The organism is Chelatococcus composti (genome assembly GCF_014201415.1).
Taxonomy (GTDB): Bacteria; Pseudomonadota; Alphaproteobacteria; order Rhizobiales; family Beijerinckiaceae; genus Chelatococcus_A; species Chelatococcus_A composti.
This window is the reverse complement of record NZ_JACHEH010000008.1, coordinates 90,247-107,654: the sequence shown is the minus strand read 5'-3', so window position 1 is coordinate 107,654 and position 17,408 is coordinate 90,247. Positions and strand designations below refer to the sequence as shown.

The window sequence follows — 17,408 nt, the reverse complement described above, 5'->3', positions numbered from 1 at the left end:
TACGACATCGCTGGAAAAGGCATCGCAAACATCGGTGCCACACGCGCCGCCTTCGAACTCGCCGCAAAAATCGCTCGCAAACGCCTCAAGGAGGCCAATGACGGGGCGATGAAGGCGGCCAGCTGAACACCCGCCGGATCTGCGGCGGCCCCTCGAGAGAAAGTCAGGAGGAAACGATGCTGATGAAAAAGGCGCTGACGGCTGCGACGGCCCTCGTCGCGGCGCTTGGCATTTCTGCGGCCGAGGCCGCCTGGAAGCCGACGAAACCCGTCGAGTTCGTGGTCTCGTCCGGCCCCGGCGGCGGCACGGACCAGTTCGCCCGCACCGTGCAGTCCATCATCACCAAATACAACCTGCTCGACCAGCCGATCGTCGTCGTCAACAAGGGTGGCGGCAGCGGCGCCGAAGGCTTCGTCTACGGCAAGACCGCCGAGGGCGAGCCGCACAAGGTCATCTTCGGCACCAACAACGAGTGGCTGCTGCCCCTCGTCGCCAAGCTCGCCTACAAGCCCGAGGACCTGACCCCCGTCGCCGTGATGGCCGTCGACGAGTTCCTCCTCTGGGTGACGGGCGACTCGCCGTACCAGGATGCCAAGAGTTTCATCGAGGCGGCCAAGGCCGAACCTGGCAAGATCAAGATCGGCGGCAGCCAGTCGAAGGATACGGACCACATCCTCGTCAAGCAGATCGAGCGCGCCGCTGGCATCAAGGTCATCTACGTGCCCTTCAAGAGCGGTGGCGAGGCGGCGACCCAGCTTGCCGGCGGCCACGTCGACGCCAACACGAACAACCCCTCCGAGAATATCGGCCAGTGGAAGGCCGGCGGCGTGCGTCCGCTTTGCGTCTTCGCGCCCGAGCGCATGGCCAAGGGCGAGCCGGTGGTGGACGGCAAGGGCTGGGCTGACATCCCGACCTGCAAGGAAGCCGGCATCCCGATCGAGCACTATCAGATGCCGCGCACGGTCTTCCTGCCGGGCGGCGTGAGCCAGGATGCCGTCGACTTCTACGTCGAGCTGCTGAAGCAGGTGCGCGAGAAGCCCGAGTGGCAGGAGTACATCACGCGCACGTCGCAGTCGAACCGCTTCTTTGTCGGCGAGGATCTGCATACCTTCATCAAGAACAACGAAGATGAGGGCCGCGCGGTCATCACCGCCGAGGGCTGGCTTGTGAAGTAAGGCGTTAAAGAGCGCCGCCGATTTGGGCGGGGCGAGGCGTGGGGGGCTCCCGGCTCCTGCACGTTTCGCCCCGCTCACCCTTCCCCTCCCCGGAAGGAAAGAGTTCCGTCGTTCGCTGGATCGGCCGTGCTCAAGGCAAGCCAATCGTAGAGGAAAGCCATGTCGACGAACGAAAGAAGCCTCATCTCCCGCTTCGCCATGGAGGTCGTGACCGGCTGCATCGCGCTCCTGGCCGGCATCGTCGTCGTTCTGGGCGCGCTGGAATACGAGATCGGGTGGGACGAGGCCGGGCCGCAGCCCGGCTATTTCCCGTTTTATGTGGGGCTCATCATCATCGTCGCGAGCCTCGGCGTGCTCGTGCAGGGCTTCCTCAACCGCAGCCGCACGACGGGCGAGGCCTTCCTCACGCGCGAGGGCTTCAAGCGGGTGATGGCCTTCTTCCTGCCGCTCGCCGCCTTCACCGCGGGTTCCTACGTCCTCGGTCTTTACGTCGGCACCTTCGTCTATCTCGCCGGCGTCATGATCTTCCAGGGCGGCTACCGCTGGCCATTCGCGCTCACGGTCGCCGGCGGGATCACGGTCTTCTTCTTCGTGCTGTTCGAGCGTTGGTTCCAGGTACCGCTGCTCAAGGGGCCGCTCGAAGCCTTTCTCGGCATCTACTGACCTCACCATCGCACAAGAAGCCGCCCCCAGCGGCCAGCAGGGAGAAAACGGGTGGATAACATCGCGTCCCTCATGCATGGCTTCAGCGTCGCGCTGACCATGCACCATGTGCTCCTGATGATGCTTGGCGTGCTGCTCGGCATCCTCGTCGGCGTGCTGCCGGGCCTCGGCGCACCCAACGGCGTCACGCTGCTGATGCCGCTCACCTTCTCGATGGATCCGATCTCGGCCATCATCCTCCTGACGAGCATGTACTGGGGTGCGCTGTTCGGCGGCTCCACGACCTCGATCCTGTTCAACATACCGGGCGAACCCTCCTCGGTGGCGACCACCTTCGACGGCCACCCCATGGCCAAGCAGGGGCGCGCCACGGAGGCTCTGACCTACGCCTTCCTCTCCGCCGGCTTCGGCGCCCTCGCCGGCGTCGTGCTGATCACCCTGCTGTCGGGCTGGGTTGCGAAGTTCGCCCTGCGCTTCTCCTCGCCCGAGTTCTTCGCGGTCTACTTCCTCGCCTTCGCCTCCTTCATCGGCCTCGGCGGCGCCTCCCCCTTCAAGACCGTCATCTCGATCATGCTCGGCTTCGCCTTCACCGCGGTCGGCATGGACACGGTGTCGGGCAACGTGCGCCTCACCTACGGCTTCGACGAGCTCCTTCGCGGCATCAGCTTCCTCGTCGCGGTCATCGGCCTGTTCGGCATCGGCGAGCTCCTCCTGACCATGGAGGAGGGGCTGCGCTTCGAGGGGGTCAAGGCACGCGTGTCGCCGCGCAAGGTGTTTGAGACGCTGCTGACGCTGCCGCGCTACTGGGTTACGCTGCTGCGCTCGGCGCTGATCGGCTGCTGGATGGGCATCACCCCCGGCGGGCCGACGGCCGCCTCCTTCATGAGCTACGGCCTCGCCAAGCGCTTCGCGCGCCGTCCCGAGGGCTTCGGCCAGGGCCGGGAAGAGGGCGTCATCGCGCCCGAGACAGCGGACCACGCCGCAGGCTCCAGCGCCATCCTGCCCATGCTCGCCCTCGGCATCCCCGGCTCGGCCACGGCCGCCGTGATGATGGGCGGCCTGATGATCTGGGGTCTGACACCCGGCCCGATGCTCTTCATCGAGCAGAAGGACTTCGTCTGGGGCCTCATCGCCTCGATGTACCTCGGCAATGTCGTCGCCGTGGTGCTTGTGCTCGCCACCGTGCCGCTGTTCGCCTCTATCCTGCGCGTGCCCTTCGCCATCATCGGGCCGCTCATCCTCGTCATCTGCGTGAGCGGCGCCTACACGGTGGATTCGGCGGCCTTCGACCTGTGGATGGTCCTGATTTTCGGCGTGCTGGGCTATGTCTTCAAGAAGCTTGACTACCCGATCGCGCCGATGGTGCTTGCCATGGTGCTCGGCGACAAGGCGGAGGACGCCTTCCGCCAGTCGGTGATCATGTCTGGCGGCGACCTGTCCGTCTTCTGGTCGAACAGCCTGGTCTCCTCGATCATGAGCCTCGGCATCCTGCTGCTGGCGTGGCCCCTGTTGACGCGGATCTTCCGGCTCCTGCGGCCTGGCCGCAGCACCGGGACAACGACCGCCTGATCTTCTTCCTCCCAGACGGCGGCGCTTGCGCCGCCTCACTTTCCGCCCCGGGGCCGTTGGCCCCGGGGATTTTCTTTTTGCGCTCAGGCCGCGGCCGAGGCCCCGAAGAAGGCCGCATCCTGCGAGCGGCGCAGGGCGAGGAGCACCGAGCCCTCAGGCACCTCGATGTCGGCCATGGTGATGAGCTCTCCCTGCCGGACATCGCGCACCAGGCGCTGGTTGGCGGCAAGATAGAACGGCGCCGGGGCCGTGTCCGACAGCGGCGCGGCCGGGCGCAGCTCGGCCGTCGCCCCGTCTATGGTGTGGTGGTGGCCGCCCATGACGAGCACCGAGCCGGCCGGCAAGTCGCGCTGCGCACGCGCGACGAGGTCGTAGCGCGGCTTCGGCACCGCGGCCCCGGTAGAAGCGCCATGGATGGCCGCCTCGAGAACGCTGGTGGCCGCCTCGAGGCCGAGCAGGTGGCGCGGCAGCAGGATGGTGGCGTGGTTGCCGGTGCGGCTCACGAGATGCCCCTTCTCGGCAAGGATGCGCCACGTCTCCTCGTTGGTGCAGCGCACGACGACGAAGACGCCGCCGGCCGCGCTGATCTCCCCTGCGCCGCGCAGACAGTGGAACACGTCAAGCCGCCCGGTGCCCGCGAGCAGCCCGCCGTCCTCGGCCGGGCACAGCAGCGAGGCGACCTCGTCGATACGGGCGATGGGCGCGTGCAGGTCCGGCCGGTCGAAGGTGAGGTCCGTCGCATTGGCGACGAGAAGCAGCTCACACAGGTCCGGCACCGCGCGCTGCGGCAGCGCCGCAGCGGCGCAAGACCGGGCAGCCACCCGCTCGACCGCCGGGGCATCGCCCAGCCGGCCGAGGCCGGCGAAGCCGGGCACCGCCACCGTGCGGCCGTTGCTGGTGATGGAACTTTCCGCCTCGTCGAGCACGAAGTCATATTCGCTGGACTTGCCGGCCGCGATGATCTCGAAGCCCAGCACCTCGGCCCAGGTGATGAGGCCGATCAGCAGGCTCGGCTGGTCGCCGTCCACGGGCGTGACGACGACGCCCTTCTCGCGCGCGCGGCGGGCGAGCTCGGGGCCAACGACGCTGTCCACCTCCTTGGAGACCATCACCACATGCCGGCCGGCTGCAATCGCGAGATCGCCGTGGCGGGCACCGGCCTCCGGATGGCCCGTCGCCTCGATGACGACGTCGATCGGCAGGCCGACCACGTGCGCGAGGTCGCCGGCGGCGATGAAGTCACCCGCCTGCCAAGCCGCGGCCGCCTCCTCGGCGCTCGCGCACTGGCGGATGCGCTCGGCCGGAACGCCGACCGCGCGCAGCGCCGCGGCCGCCGTCGCGGCATCGACATCGACGGCGACGCGCGCGTTCATGGCCTTCATGTGCTGGGCCTGCAGAAGGAAGCTGCGGCCGAAGCTGCCGGTGCCGACGATGGCCGTCTCCACCGGAGGGCGCTCGGTGGCAAAATAGCGATGGTAGTTCATGAGTGTCCCTGGCGTTCCTGTCACTACGGAATCCGGGCGGGCCGCAAGGCCGCGCGCGGTGGACATGATGGCAAATTGCATGCAATATGACCATCTATATTCTCCGGTCTCGCGTGATCAGCGCCATTGCAGGCCATTGTGCATTCAATCCATAAGAGGGAGGCGGACGTGCAGGCTGTGAGCCGCGGCCGACTGACGCCCGCCGTCGTCGAGAAGATCCGCGACATGATCGTCGGCGGCGACCTGCCGGCGGGCGAGCGCATCGGCGAGCGCGCCCTGATGGAACGCCTCGGTGTCACCCGCACGCCGCTGCGCGAGGCCTTCAAGGTCCTGGCGGCTGAGGGGCTCGTCGAGATCGTGCCGAACCGCGGCGCGCTGGTGGTGCAGCTGTCGCTCGAGGATGTCGATGCGGCGATAGAGGTGCTTGTTGGCCTCGAGATGACGGCTGCTCCCCTCGCCTGCGCGCGGGCGACGGAGGAGGAGATTGTGGCCATCGCCGCCCTGCACGCACGCATGGTGGAGGCGCACCGTGCGGGCGACTTGATGGGCTATTTCCGCCTCAACCAGGCGATCCACGAGAGCATCGTGGAGGCGGCCCACAACAGCGCCCTGTCACGCCTCTATCGCGGCGAGAGCGCGCGCATCAGGCGCTATCGCTACACGGGTAACCTCGACCCGGCCCGATGGGCGCGGGCACTGCAGGAGCACGCCCAGATTCTCGACGCGCTCCAGCAGCGCGCCGGTGTGCTGCTGAGTGAATTGCTCCGCCTGCATCACCTCGCCGGCTGGCGTGTCACGCGCGCGATGCTGGCCGACAGCACGGCCGGCGAGCCGAAAGCGCCGCGCCGCCCGCGGGCAAAGGAAAACCCCGCCTAGGCGGGGTTCTCAGGCATCAAGCCTCAGTAATAGGGCGAGATACACTGCTGGCGCGGCCCCTCATAGGGCTGGAAGGTATTGTCCGACACACGGTAGGAGCGGTAGCGGTCGTAGCACCAGCGCACGTGCGCGTCGCTGAGGCGCGCCCTGCGATAGACCGGCGGGGGCGGCGGCGCTGCGGCCTGGCTCGCGATGATGCCGCCGATGATAGCGCCCGTCGCAAAAGCCGCCGGCGGGAACCACCAGCCGTTGTAGTAGCGCCAGCCCTGCCGCGCGCGGGGAAAGCCGCGGTAGCCATTGTAGTAGTAGAACCCGCGGTGATGGTAGAAGCCGCGATGCGGCCGGTAGTGATACTGCACGGACTCGATCATGTTGCCGGCCGGCGCCACTTGCTCCATCCGCAGCGGCATCGCCTGCGCCGCGGTGCCGCTCGCGCCGATGGCCGCCAGCGCCAAGGCCGCTGCACCTGCTATTGAAGACAACAGCCTCATCGTTTTGATCCTCCGTTCCTAGATTCCCGGCCAGTTTGCAGCCAATCCGCTGAACCGATCCTGAATATATAATTAAATAATTGTAATGTTCTCGCCGCCGACCCAAGCAACCGTCGGGCGACGGCGAGGCTGCATGTCCCGCCTGCCGGCACAACTGTCCTCTCACAACCGTTCAGCGGCCAGAACATCGCTCTTCACCGCCAATCGGCCCGTTGACATCCCCGCGAGCCCGGCCAAGCTGCGAAACCTGCAACCGGCGGGAGCCAGTCCATGTCCGAAGAGGTGACCTTCTACTACAACCCGCGTTCGCGCGCGGTCATCGTCCACTGGATGCTGGAGGAGGTCGGCGCGCCCTACCGCATCGTCACGCTCGACATGGAGAAGGGGCAACACAAGGCGCCCGATTTTCTGGCCATCAACCCTATGGGCAAGCTGCCGGCCATCGTGCATCACGGGGTCGTGGTGACGGAGACGCCGGCCATCATCGCCTATCTCGCTGACGCCTTTCCGGCTGCCGGGCTCGCGCCGGCGCCCGGCGAGCCGGCCCGCGGTGCCTACTATCGCTGGCTTTTCTTCGGGGCCGGCTGCTACGAGCCCGCCGCGCTCGAGGTCGTTCTCGGGCGGGCGCCCCTCGAGGGCCGGCACAGGGCCATGGCCGGCTGGGGCTGTCACGCGGATGTTCTCGCCACCCTGAAAGCGGCGCTCACGCCCGGCGCCTTCCTCCTCGGCGACCGCTTCACGGCCGCCGATCTCTACATCGGCTCGGAACTCGTCTGGGGCATGATGATGAACGTGCCCGGCCTCAAGGACGAGCCGGTGTTCGACGCCTATGTGGCGCGCCTGCGCGAGCGCCCGGCCTTCCGCCGCAGCATTGGCGCGAGCTGACCGGTGCAGCCCGACGGCCACCGCCCGTCAGGCCGCATCGTGCAAGATGAGGAGGCCGGGAAGCACGGCGCCGCCAAAGGCGTCGGGCTCCTCCGCCACCGCGGGCCAGGCAAGTGCGCCACCCGGCCGGCGGCATCCTCCGTCATCTCTCGCACGGCGGCCGTCACGGCTTCGCCTCCCGGGCGAGCAGCGCACGCTTGCGTTCGACGCCCCAGCGATAGCCGGAAAGGTCGCCATCACGGCGCACTACCCGGTGGCAGGGCACGGCGACGGCCAGGCTGTTGGCGGCACAGGCATTGGCCACAGCTCGCACGGCCTGCGGCCGGCCGATGCGCCGGGCGAGCTCCGCGTAGCTCACAGTGCAGCCCGGCGGGATCTCCCGCAGCGCCTGCCAGACGCGTTGCTGGAAGGCCGTTCCGCGCAGGTCGAGCGGCAGGTTGAGCCCGCGCGAGGGCTGGTCGACCAGCCCGACAACCTGGGCGACGAGGTCGGCGAAGGCCGGATCATCGCCGACGAGACGGGCGCGCGGGAAGCGGTCCTGCAGGTCGCGCGCCAACGCCTCCGGGTCGTCGCCGAGGGCGATGGCGCATACCCCCTTGTCGCTCGCGGCAACGAGCACGGCGCCCAGCGAGGACTGGCCAATGGTGAAACGGATCCGCGCATCCTCGCCGCCCCGCCGGTAGGCCGTCGGCGTCATGCCGAGCATCGCCTTCGACGCCGCATAGAAGCGGCTGCTGGAGTTGAAGCCGGCCCCGTAGATGGCCTCGGTTACGGTGACGTCTGCCTGCGCCAGCTCCTCGCGCAGGCGCCGCGCGCGCCGGGCCGAGGCATAAGCCCGCGGGGTGATGCCCGTCACGGCCCGGAAGACGCGGTGGAAATGGAAAGGGCTGAGCCCGGCCGCCGCGGCAAGCGCCGCAAGGTCCGGTATCTCCTCGGCCTCGTCGATCATGCGGCACGCGCGTGCCACGGCCTCAGCATGGCGGCTTGCCGCCGGCGCCCTCGCCTGGTCCGGCCGGCAGCGCCGGCATGGCCGGTAGCCCGCAGCCTCGGCTGCCGCGCAAGTGTCGTAGAAGGTGACGTTCTCGCGCCGCCCGCGCCGCGAGGGGCAGGTGGGCCGACAGTAGACGCCGGTCGTCCGCACCGCGTAGACGAAGCGCCCGTCGCTCGCCGCGTCCCTGTCGAGCACCGCCTGCCAGCGGGCATCGTCCGTCGTGTCCGTTCTCGTGATGACGTTCATGGGATCCGACCTTTCCTGAAACGTCATCCCATCTATCGCGCAAGGCGTCGCCCGGCACTCCGCTGCTTGCTGCCGAATTGGGGCCTCGGGAACCGGCCGAGGATAGGGCGGCCGCCGGCCGCGGTCACGCCCGGTCTGCCCCGCGAACGGCTGGCGGTATTCTTTCAAGTTCTGTTGTAAAATTCGTGGCCTTCCCCGCGGTGACGCGGTATCGGCATTGTTCCTGCCACCAGCCCGCCGAGGCATGGCCGTGCTTGATCTCGTGACCGCCCTCGTCCTGTGGTCGTCCGCCACCGCCACCGTTGCCGTTGTGCTTCTGGTCGTCTGGTGGCGCAACCGGACGTTCACGGCGAGCCTCTGGTGGGCGGGCGCCTTCGCTCTGATGTCCGCCGGCAGGCTGCTGCTGGCCCTGCGCGGACACGTGCCGGACGTCTGGGCCATCGAGATGGCGATGGCGCTGACACTCATCGGCTTCGCCCTGTCTCTGACGGGCTTCGCGGAGCTCGACCGGCTGCCGCGGCGCCCGTGGTTCCTGCTGCCGCTCGCCTTGTGGGTCGTCGGCTGCTTCACCCCGTTCTTCGCCGCCAGTGGCAGCTTTCGCATCGCGCTGGCGCACGGCGCGACCACACTCGGCTATTTCCTGCACGTTGTGGCTCTGCGGCGGACGGAGAGGCGCTCGCCGGCGCGGCTGTGGCTCTACCGGATTTTCTGGTTCGCGGCCGGCCTCAACTTCGTCTCGCTGGTCTTGGCCATCGTCTTCCCGCCGGTCGACTTCTTCTCCTATCGCTTCGCCGCGGTGGCGCTCGTCTCCGGCTTCGCCGCACTGGTGGGTGCAGTCATCGCCGGCTCTCGCCTGCTGCTCGAGGAGACCGAGCAGGGCCTGCGCCAGCTCGTCGAGACCGACCCGCTGACGGGGGCGCTGAACCGGCGCGGCCTGGCGCGGTGTTTCGACGCCATGGTGGCGAGCGGCCGGCGCGCGCCACCGCTGATGGCGATGCTTGTCTTCGACCTCGACCACTTCAAGCTCGTCAACGACAGGCACGGCCACCAGGCTGGCGACCTGGCGCTTGCCCACTTCGCGCGGATTGCGAGCGCCTGCCTGCGGGACGGCGATGCCTTCGCACGCCTCGGCGGCGAGGAATTCGCGGTCTGCCTGCCGGTTTCGGCCCCGGCCGAGGCCCTGGCCATCGCCGAGCGTATCCAGCACACCCTGCGCGCGACGCCGCTCAACGTCGCGGGCCGCACCATCAGGATCACCGCCAGCATCGGCGTGAGCACCCGGCCGCGGTTTTCCGCCACGCTCGAGGAACTTATCGCCGCCAGCGACCGCGCCCTCTACGCCGCCAAGGCCCGCGGCCGCGACTGCATCATGACGGACGGCAGCCCGCTCGACGCCGCCGAACGACGCCTGCGCCAGCATGGCCAGGGCGCGTCTCTGGGCTAGCCTCGTCCGACGGCCGGAGCCCGGGCATGCGCAGCATCCCCCCCGCTTTTCTTGCGCCGCGCTGCCTTATAGGTTGGTGTCCTTGCCCCGCAAGCGATGCGTGCATGCCAGGAAGACCGAGCCTCTTGATGCTGTCGCCGTCCGTCACGGAGTCGCGCTCGTGATCGACCCCAGTACCCAGGTGGTGCTCGAGCTCGTGGCCGAGTTGCGGCTTCTCGTCGATGCCGTGCCGGTCGACCTGCGAGGGGTCCTCGGCAGGACGATGAACACGCTGCTCACGCTGGTCGAGGAACGGGACAAGATGGCCGCCGCCGTTGACGAACTGGCGACCGAGAACAAGGCGGTCGAGGTGGCGCTGCGCACGCTGGTCGACCATCTCGGCCCGATGGATGACGAGCCGTGAGCGGACAGGAATTGCTCCCCCTCTGGCCTGATGCGGACCAGCGCCTCGACAGCGCCCGTCGGGCCGTCGTCGTGCTTCTGGACATGGCCGGCTTCCGGGACGCACCGAAGGACAGCGAACTGCGCCGGCAGGCTGAGGCCCTGCTCGACATGCTGTCGTACCCCGGCAAGCCTGTCCCCTCCGAGCCGTGGACCTTCGGCCTGCCGCTGCCGAAGAAGGAAAAGCAGCGGCGTGGCAGGCGCCCGAAGCGCGCACCGGATCTTTTCGTGTGGGAGCGGCGTAACAGGCCGCAAGACTAGAACGCCGCCGGCAAGGGGGCGAACCGGTCACACGCCGATCCTACGCGGGTGATATCCGCAGCAAGTGTCGATGAATGTCCGTGGCGATCGATTGGCGGGAGCCGCGAACCTGAGGAGGCGCCACACCGCGCACCGCGTATCAGCTATCCAATGTTCCTGAGGACGGAGAGTGGTACAGCTGCCCCGGCTTGAACGGGGGACCTCCTGATCCACAATCAGGCGCTCTAACCAACTGAGCTACAGCTGCACACTCCGGGTGCCGCGGGCTCCGCAGCCAGCGGGAAACTAGGCGCATCGCTCCGCGATTTCAAGCCCCTTCGCTGCACCGCAAAGGGGCTGTTGAAAGAGGCCGCGCAGGAGGGCCGCAGGCGTTGCCCCGCCTCGCAAACGAGGCTCAGCGCGCCGGTCGCGCGCCGTCGTCCCTGCCCCAGGCGCCGATGATGCGGCGCATGGGAGCGAGCGACGTTTCGGCAACACGTCCGGTCGTCTCGGCAATGTCCTTGAGATGTGAGGACGTGCGCTCGTAGCCCTCGCGCAAACCCTTCGTCTGCAACTGCACGGCCTGCGAGAGCGAGTTCACGCCGAGCAGCTGCCGCCACAGGCTGAAGGCAGCATCGGTCTGCGCGCGCACGAGGTCCAGCACTTTGCCATTGATCTCCGCAACGCCCTTGGATGCGATGCCGGCGCTTTCGGCGAGGCCGCCCTGCAGCTCCTCGAGCGACTTGCGGATGGTCGCATAGCCTTCGCGCGCCTGGTCAAGACCGACCCGCGTCAGCACCTCGATGCCCGATGCCGTCTTCCGCTCGTCAATGGCGGCTTCCACCTGCCGCGCCGCCTTGGCACCGCGGTCGAGCGCCTCGGCCACTGTATGCGCCACCACACGCGCTGTCCGGGCGACGGAGGGGCGGTCTTCCGGCGCGGCCTTCGTGGCCGGGGAAGCAACGGCAGATGCAGGCCTGGCGACAGGCCGAGCCGAAGCGGGGGACGCCCTGCGGGCGGCGGAAGCCACGCGCCCGCGCACGGCACGCGGCGCCGTCGCCGCAGGCTTGGCGGGCTCTGCGGGCTTGGCCGGCCCCGGCGCCCCCGCGGCCTTCGCAGCCTTGGATGCCGGCGCCTTGGACGCAGAGGTGCGCTTGGGCGAGGCCGCCTGCTTGGGCGAAGCCGGCTTCGGAGCAGCCTCGACCTTGGGCGATGCGGCCGGGCCACCCTCCTTCACGGCCGGCTTCGGCGCCGGCCCGGCGGCGGCGGGCGCCGGGAGGGCGGCCGCCTCAGCACGCGCCTTCTCCCCCGTGTCCGTGCCGGCACTGGCCGCAGGCGCCGCCGCAACCGGGGCAGGCGCGGGCGGCGCGGACGCAACGGGCTCGGCGGGCTTGGCTGCAGGGGTCGCGACGGGAGAAGCGGCAAGCGCCGGCTTCTGCGCCGGGACATCCTTGTCCTGCGGACCCTGACCCGGCGGCGATGCCTCGTTCGACTTCGCTGTGGCCATGGTCGATCTCCTTCACATGTTGCGCACGGCTCAGCCCTTGCGCTTGGTCGCTCCGCCGACGGCCTTCTCCGCAGCGGAGCTGAATTCCTTCATCTGTTCCTGCAGGGATGCGAGCTGCTTCTGCAGGTAGTCGGCCTGCAGCTGCATGGCCTCCTGCATGTCCTTGGCGCGCACCAGCTTCTGCGCCAGGTCGAACGCGGCGGCGATGTTCTGCTCTGCGAAGGCCAGGGTCCGGTGCGTCAGATCCTGCGTGCTTGCCTGGACCGTCGTGGCCGATCCCTCGAAGGCGCTCACCGCCTTCTGGGCGGCGGCAATAAACCCGTCGAACGCCTTGCGCGCCTGCTCGACGCTGCGCTCCGCGAAATCGCGCATCTCGGCGGGAATTTCGTATTTCGGCAGATCCTTGGCGTCCATGGAAACCTCCTCGGGTTTATGCCGCCTGGGAGAGGACGGTGTTGTTGCGTCGCAATATAACATTGTGCGGCGCAAACTCAACCCGCGCCGTGCCCGCCGCGCCGTTAACGCTACTGCGAGGTCGCAGGGCAAGACAGCAAGGCCTTTCGTGACCTCGCCCGCGGATGCCTATATTAAGTCTTCGTTAGGCATTGGCCATATCAAGCTGGTGACGCGAGCAGGAGCGAACCGACAGGCATGAAGCGGACCGCACCCGAGGCTGGAGCGACGCTCGCCACGCTGCGGCACGATGCGATCTTCGGACCGCTCGTCGCTGCAGGGGGCGCGTTCGCGCTCGTTGACGCTCAGGGCGAGGTGCTCGAGGCATCCCCGGGCGGCAGGCGCCTCGTTGCCGCGTGGCTCGCGGCCGGCGGCGCCCCCCAGCTCGCGCGCCTCGCGGGCGGCCTTGCGCCGCGGGAGGGCATGCGGCTCGAGCGCGTGCGGCTCGCCCTCGGCTCGCGTATCCTCGCCGTCACGCTCGCCTGCCGCCGCATCGACGACGGCGGAACGCTCATTGTCGCCGCGACGCAGCCGCTGCCAGCGGCGCTCCCCGGCGCGGTCGAGGCTCCCGCCTCTGCGCCGCCGCAGCCGGCATCCGAGCCCCCTAAACCTGTGCCGGACGATGCGGACCCGGCGACGCGCCTGCGCGCCCTTGCCGGCCGGCGCACCACCGTCCGCTTCCTCTTCGAGACGGACGCGGAAGGGCGTTTCGTCAGGCTGTCGCCGGAGCTTGCCGAGGTCGTCGGCGCCGCGAGTGCCGACATCGTCGGGCGCACCTGGGCTGAGATCGCCTCCGATATCGTCAGCGACAACGCCGGGCACGTCGCTGCTGCCCTCGCGGGGCGCCAGACATGGAGCGGCGCAACCGTTCTGTGGCGCGTGGCCGGCAGCCCGCTGCGCGTCGAGGTGGAGCTCGCCGGCCTGCCTGTGCAGGGGCCGGACAAGAGTTTCGCCGGCTTCCGCGGCTTCGGCTTGTGCCGTCTCAACGAGATACACGAGGACGTGGCCATCGCGCCCCCCATCGGGGCAGCGCCCGCCGATCAGCTCATTCCTGCGACCGGGCAGCCGGCCCCGCGCGCCACGGACGACACGGGCGCGCCTGCCGCAACGCCTGCGGATGAGGCGCCGCCGGTCGAGACCGATCGGCGGCCGCAGGCTGAGGCCGCCGAAGGCGGGGCAGTGGTGCCCTTCCCCGCCGTCCGTACCAGCGTCGGTGCGACGCTCGGCACGCCGAAGGTCGTGCCGCTGCGCATCGCCGAGGGCCAGTCCGAAGGAGCGGCGCAGGAGCGGTCCGTCCAGCCGCCGCCCGTCGCACCGCGTCCCGGCCTTTCGCCGAGTGAGCGCAACGCGCTGCGGGAGATCGCGCGCGCGCTCGGCGCTCGCTTCGAGGGCTGGAGCGAGCCTCCCCCGACACCCGGACCCGAAGCAGAAGCAGCCGCGCCGGAGACCGGGACGGCGACGCCTGCGGTCGAGACACCTGTCGGGCCTCCCGCCCCCGCCGCGGTCGCTCCCGAGGCACCCGCCGCGGCGGCGGCGCCCGAAGAGCCGCAGGCCGCGCCCGCCGCAATCGCGCCGGTGCAGGCGGATGCGGCTGCCGCAACCGAAGCGGCCGCACCTCCCGCCGAGGCCCCTGTCCCCGCGGCGCTGTCGTCCTTCGCGCAGCTCGTCGACAAGCTGCCGGTCGGCGTACTGGTGAGCCGCGGCGAGGAGCCGCTCTATGCCAACCGCACGCTGCTCGACCTGCTCGACTATCCGGACGTCGAGGCCCTCGCTGCCGCCGGCATGTCGAAGATCTTCGCGAGCCAGCCCGACCGGCCGGGTGAGGAGCAGCGCATCGCGCTGCGCAGCGTGACGGGCGAGGCCATCCCTGTCGACGCGCGCCTGACCACGATCGACTGGCAGGGGGCGGCCGCCTCGCTGCTCACCTTCCGCCGCGCCCTGGAGCCCGAGCTCCAGCGTCACCTCGACGGGCTCGAGGAGGACCTGCGCAACTACGAGGAGCGCACCAACGAGCTCACCTCGATCCTTGACACGGCGACCGACGGCGTCATCGTGCTCGACGGGCACGGGCGCATCCTCTCCGTCAACCGCTCGGCCGAGGCGCTCTTCGGCTACGACCAGAACGAGATCGTGGGCGAGCCCTTCACCGTCCTGCTCGCGCCGGAGAGCCACGCGGTGGCGCTCGACTATCTGGAGGGTCTCAAGGCTGGCGGCGTAGCGAGCATCCTCAACGACGGGCGCGAGGTGACGGGGCGCGTCCGCCAGGGCGGCAAGTGCCCGCTGACCATGACCATCGGCCGCGTCAGCGAGCGCCCCCATCGCAAGTTCTGCGTCGTCCTGCGCGACATGACGGCCTCGAAAAAGGCTGAGGCGGACCTGATGGCGGCCAAGCGTGCCGCCGAGGAGGCCAACGCGCAGAAGTCGGACTTCCTCGCCAAGATCAGCCACGAGATCCGCACGCCGCTCAACGCCATCATCGGCTTTGCCGAGGTGATGCTGGAGGAGCGCTTCGGCCCCATCGGCAACGAGCGCTACAAGGAATACCTGAAGGACATCCACGTCTCCGGCGGGCATGTCATCAGCCTCGTCAACGATCTGCTCGACCTTGCCAAGATCGAGGCCGGGCGGCTCGACCTGTCCTTCACCAGCGTCAAGCTCAACGATGTCGTGGCGAGCTGCGTCGCCCTGATGCAGCCGCAGGCGAACCGCGAGCGCATCGTGCTGCGCACCAGTCTCGCGCCGCACCTCCCGGCGGTCGTGGCCGACGAGCGCTCCATGCGCCAGATCATCCTCAACGTGCTGTCGAACGCGGTGAAGTTCACCGATGCGGGCGGCCAGGTCATCGTCTCGACGGCTATGACCGACCGCGGCGAGGTCGTCGTGCGCGTGCGCGACACCGGCATTGGCATGACCGACAAGGAGATCGAGGCGGCGCTCGAGCCCTTCCGCCAGCTCGCCACCTCCCGCCGCACCGGGGGCACCGGGCTCGGCCTGCCGCTCACCAAGGCCCTCATCGAGGCCAACCGCGGCTCACTCACCATCAAGAGCGCCAAGAACGAGGGCACCCTCGTCGAGATCACCCTGCCGCGCACACGCGTGCTGGCGGAATAGCTGCCTGCCCGAACGGCTCAGGCGAGAGCGATGCCGCTTCCGGTCGACAGGCCGGGCAGCCGGCCCCGCCCGCAGCATCGCCATGTCCAGCGGGTGGATCGTTGCTGACGGCGGGCGCGCTGCGACTCGGAAATCCGCCGTAAGGGGCAACAGGATTCTGAAAGGCTGCTCCCGGGTCTCTTGAAACAGGGCATCTGCCGCCCCCGGCCTGTGCAGCCTTTATGCTTATGCACACGTCGCGCGCGGGCAGAGACGCGAACTCGCCCAGGAAGGCCTCAACCTGCCTGCTGGCCGCTTCCTCGCGCAGCAGCGGTGCAAGAAAAGAAAGCTCGTGTCGAGATAGCGCTCGCCGTCGCGCATCGCGCGAAGGGCCTTGGCACTGCTGCCCGGCCACGGAGGCAGCGCCGCACGCAGCCGCACGAGCTTCTTGAGCCGCAAGGCCGGCGGGGAGGGATCGCCGGAGGCAGGTGTGCCACCGGCCTGCCGTGGCGGATGATCACCTTTCGCAGGAACGGCCTGGCTGGAGAGCCCTCGCCGTGCGGGCCGCATTGATGCACAGCCGTCTGCCAGGCGCCGCGCGTTGCCCGTGGCAGCGGCGCGCCCTACCCTCGGCGCAAAGACAGGAGGTGCGCCATGCTGTTCGCCCTGAGCGACGAGGAGGAGATGATCCGCGAGACGGCGCGGCGCCTCGCGGCGGAGCGGCTGGCCCCGCTGGCCGAGGCGCTCGACCGCGGCGAGGGCCGCGACGGACTGCTCGCCAACCTGCGGCTTCTGGCCGAGAACGGCTTCATGGCGCTCAACGTGAAGAGTGCCTATGGCGGCACGGAGGCGGGTACGGTCGCCTTCGCCCTCGCCGTCGAGGAGCTGGGCTACGCCTGCGCCTCGACGGCCGTCACCGTCTCGGTCACCAACATGGTCGGGGAAGTCATCCAAGCCGTGGGGAGCGAGGAGCAGAAGGCCACCTACCTGCCACGCCTCGCCGACGGCACCTATCCGGCCGGCGCCTTCTGCCTGACGGAGGCCGAGGCAGGATCCGACCCTTCCGCCATGCGCACGCGCGCGCGGCGGGAGGGCGACAGCTACGTCATCGACGGCACCAAGGTCTACATAACCTCGGCCGAATATGCCGGGCTTTTCGTCGTCTGGGCGGTGACCGATCCCGAGGCGCCGAAGGGCCGCGGCATCTCGGTGTTCCTCGTCGAGGCGGGCACGCCGGGCCTCATCGTCGGCAAGGCCGAAAGGAAGATGGGACAGACGGGATCGGCGACGAACGTCGTCACCTTCGACAGCTGCCGCGTGCCGGCATCCGCCCTCATGGGGCGGGGAAACGACGGGTTCCGCGTCGCCGTCGGCGAGCTTGCCGGCGGGCGCATCGGGATCGCCGCCCTCTCGCTGGGCATCGCCCGTGCCGCCATGGACGCCGCCAAGGCCTACGCGCGCGAGCGACGGCAGTTCGGCACCCGCATCTGCGACTTCCAGGGAATCCAGTGGATGCTGGCGGACCGGGAGGTCGACCTCGAGGCGGCGCGGCTCCTCATTCTCAACGCCGCGGCGGCCAAGGATGCCGGTCGCCCCTTTGCCAAGGAGGCCTCGATGGCCAAGCTCTTCGCCTCCGAGGCGGCGCACCGGGCCACGGACACCGCCATCCAAATCCACGGCGGGGCGGGCTACGTGAAGGACTATCCCGTCGAGCGCTACGCCCGCGACGCGCGCATCACGCGCATCTACGAGGGCACCTCGGAGATCCAGCGCCTCATCATCGCCCGCGAGGTCCTGCGCCAGAACGGATGAGCGGCGCCTGCCGCAACAGCGGCGCGAGCGCGCCTTTGCCT

General features: G+C 69.3%; 15 protein-coding genes and 1 tRNA gene. 10 read left to right on the top strand and 6 right to left on the bottom strand.

The genetic code is table 11. From position 1 onward, the window contains the following. The first annotated feature begins 176 nt into the window (after positions 1–176). From HNQ73_RS16140 to HNQ73_RS16130, 3 genes are all read left to right on the top strand, one after another. On the top strand, positions 177–1,175 hold the full coding sequence (locus HNQ73_RS16140) for a Bug family tripartite tricarboxylate transporter substrate binding protein (protein ID WP_183336139.1): 999 nt from the start codon (positions 177–179) through the stop codon (positions 1,173–1,175). 159 nt (positions 1,176–1,334) lie between these two features. Next, positions 1,335–1,838, top strand: coding sequence for a tripartite tricarboxylate transporter TctB family protein (locus HNQ73_RS16135; protein ID WP_183336137.1), 504 nt, complete (start codon positions 1,335–1,337; stop codon positions 1,836–1,838). Between the two features lie 51 nt (positions 1,839–1,889). Then, a complete protein-coding gene (locus HNQ73_RS16130; RefSeq protein WP_183336135.1) occupies positions 1,890–3,407 on the top strand; it encodes a tripartite tricarboxylate transporter permease in 1,518 nt (505 codons plus the stop codon). An 83-nt stretch (positions 3,408–3,490) separates the two neighbouring features. Here HNQ73_RS16130 and HNQ73_RS16125 read toward each other — a convergent pair whose 3' ends face one another. Continuing rightward, the gene (locus HNQ73_RS16125; RefSeq protein WP_183336133.1) at positions 3,491–4,891 is read right to left on the bottom strand and encodes an NAD(P)H-dependent oxidoreductase; all 1,401 of its coding nucleotides are present in this window, start codon (positions 4,889–4,891) and stop codon (positions 3,491–3,493) included. A gap of 168 nt (positions 4,892–5,059) precedes the next feature. Here HNQ73_RS16125 and HNQ73_RS16120 point away from each other — a divergent pair, with 168 nt between their 5' ends. Then, positions 5,060–5,767: a GntR family transcriptional regulator gene (locus HNQ73_RS16120; RefSeq protein WP_244650260.1), complete on the top strand. Its 708-nt coding sequence runs from the start codon at positions 5,060–5,062 to the stop codon at positions 5,765–5,767. Between the two features lie 23 nt (positions 5,768–5,790). Here HNQ73_RS16120 and HNQ73_RS16115 read toward each other — a convergent pair whose 3' ends face one another. Next, positions 5,791–6,258, bottom strand: a complete 468-nt coding sequence (locus HNQ73_RS16115; protein WP_183336131.1) for a BA14K family protein — start codon at positions 6,256–6,258, stop codon at positions 5,791–5,793. Between the two features lie 270 nt (positions 6,259–6,528). Here HNQ73_RS16115 and HNQ73_RS16110 point away from each other — a divergent pair, with 270 nt between their 5' ends. Further along, positions 6,529–7,143, top strand: a complete 615-nt coding sequence (locus HNQ73_RS16110) for a glutathione S-transferase family protein (protein WP_183336130.1) — start codon at positions 6,529–6,531, stop codon at positions 7,141–7,143. 163 nt (positions 7,144–7,306) lie between these two features. Here HNQ73_RS16110 and ada read toward each other — a convergent pair whose 3' ends face one another. Beyond that, on the bottom strand, positions 7,307–8,380 hold the full coding sequence (ada, locus tag HNQ73_RS16105; protein WP_183336129.1) for a bifunctional DNA-binding transcriptional regulator/O6-methylguanine-DNA methyltransferase Ada: 1,074 nt from the start codon (positions 8,378–8,380) through the stop codon (positions 7,307–7,309). Positions 8,381–8,624: 244 nt separating this feature from the next. Between ada and HNQ73_RS16100 the strand changes: the two genes are divergently transcribed. The 3 genes from HNQ73_RS16100 (at position 8,625) to HNQ73_RS16090 (ending at position 10,526) form a co-directional block, all read left to right on the top strand. Next, positions 8,625–9,824, top strand: a complete 1,200-nt coding sequence (locus HNQ73_RS16100) for a GGDEF domain-containing protein (protein ID WP_183336128.1) — start codon at positions 8,625–8,627, stop codon at positions 9,822–9,824. 160 nt (positions 9,825–9,984) lie between these two features. Then, positions 9,985–10,227, top strand: coding sequence for a hypothetical protein (locus tag HNQ73_RS16095; RefSeq protein ID WP_183336127.1), 243 nt, complete (start codon positions 9,985–9,987; stop codon positions 10,225–10,227). Further along, the gene (locus HNQ73_RS16090) at positions 10,224–10,526 is read left to right on the top strand and encodes a hypothetical protein (protein ID WP_183336126.1); all 303 of its coding nucleotides are present in this window, start codon (positions 10,224–10,226) and stop codon (positions 10,524–10,526) included. Before HNQ73_RS16095 ends, HNQ73_RS16090 begins: the two co-directional genes overlap by 4 nt. A 170-nt stretch (positions 10,527–10,696) precedes the next feature. On the opposite strand, the gene HNQ73_RS16085 is transcribed toward HNQ73_RS16090, so the two are convergent. The 3 genes from HNQ73_RS16085 to HNQ73_RS16075 all read right to left on the bottom strand — a co-directional run bounded on the left by HNQ73_RS16085 (position 10,697) and on the right by HNQ73_RS16075 (position 12,426). Further along, positions 10,697–10,773 (bottom strand) — tRNA-His (locus tag HNQ73_RS16085). 147 nt (positions 10,774–10,920) lie between these two features. Beyond that, positions 10,921–12,012, bottom strand: coding sequence for a phasin family protein (locus tag HNQ73_RS16080; protein WP_183336125.1), 1,092 nt, complete (start codon positions 12,010–12,012; stop codon positions 10,921–10,923). A gap of 30 nt (positions 12,013–12,042) precedes the next feature. Next, positions 12,043–12,426 carry a phasin gene (locus tag HNQ73_RS16075; RefSeq protein ID WP_183336124.1) on the bottom strand — a complete coding sequence of 128 codons (384 nt, stop codon included), beginning with the start codon at positions 12,424–12,426 and terminating at the stop codon, positions 12,043–12,045. Positions 12,427–12,663: 237 nt separating this feature from the next. Here HNQ73_RS16075 and HNQ73_RS16070 point away from each other — a divergent pair, with 237 nt between their 5' ends. Together HNQ73_RS16070 and HNQ73_RS16065 are read left to right on the top strand one after the other, a co-directional pair. Beyond that, positions 12,664–15,576: an ATP-binding protein gene (locus HNQ73_RS16070; protein ID WP_183336123.1), complete on the top strand. Its 2,913-nt coding sequence runs from the start codon at positions 12,664–12,666 to the stop codon at positions 15,574–15,576. Positions 15,577–16,209: 633 nt separating this feature from the next. Further along, positions 16,210–17,367 carry an acyl-CoA dehydrogenase family protein gene (locus tag HNQ73_RS16065; RefSeq protein WP_183336122.1) on the top strand — a complete coding sequence of 386 codons (1,158 nt, stop codon included), beginning with the start codon at positions 16,210–16,212 and terminating at the stop codon, positions 17,365–17,367. The last annotated feature ends 41 nt before the right edge of the window (positions 17,368–17,408 follow it).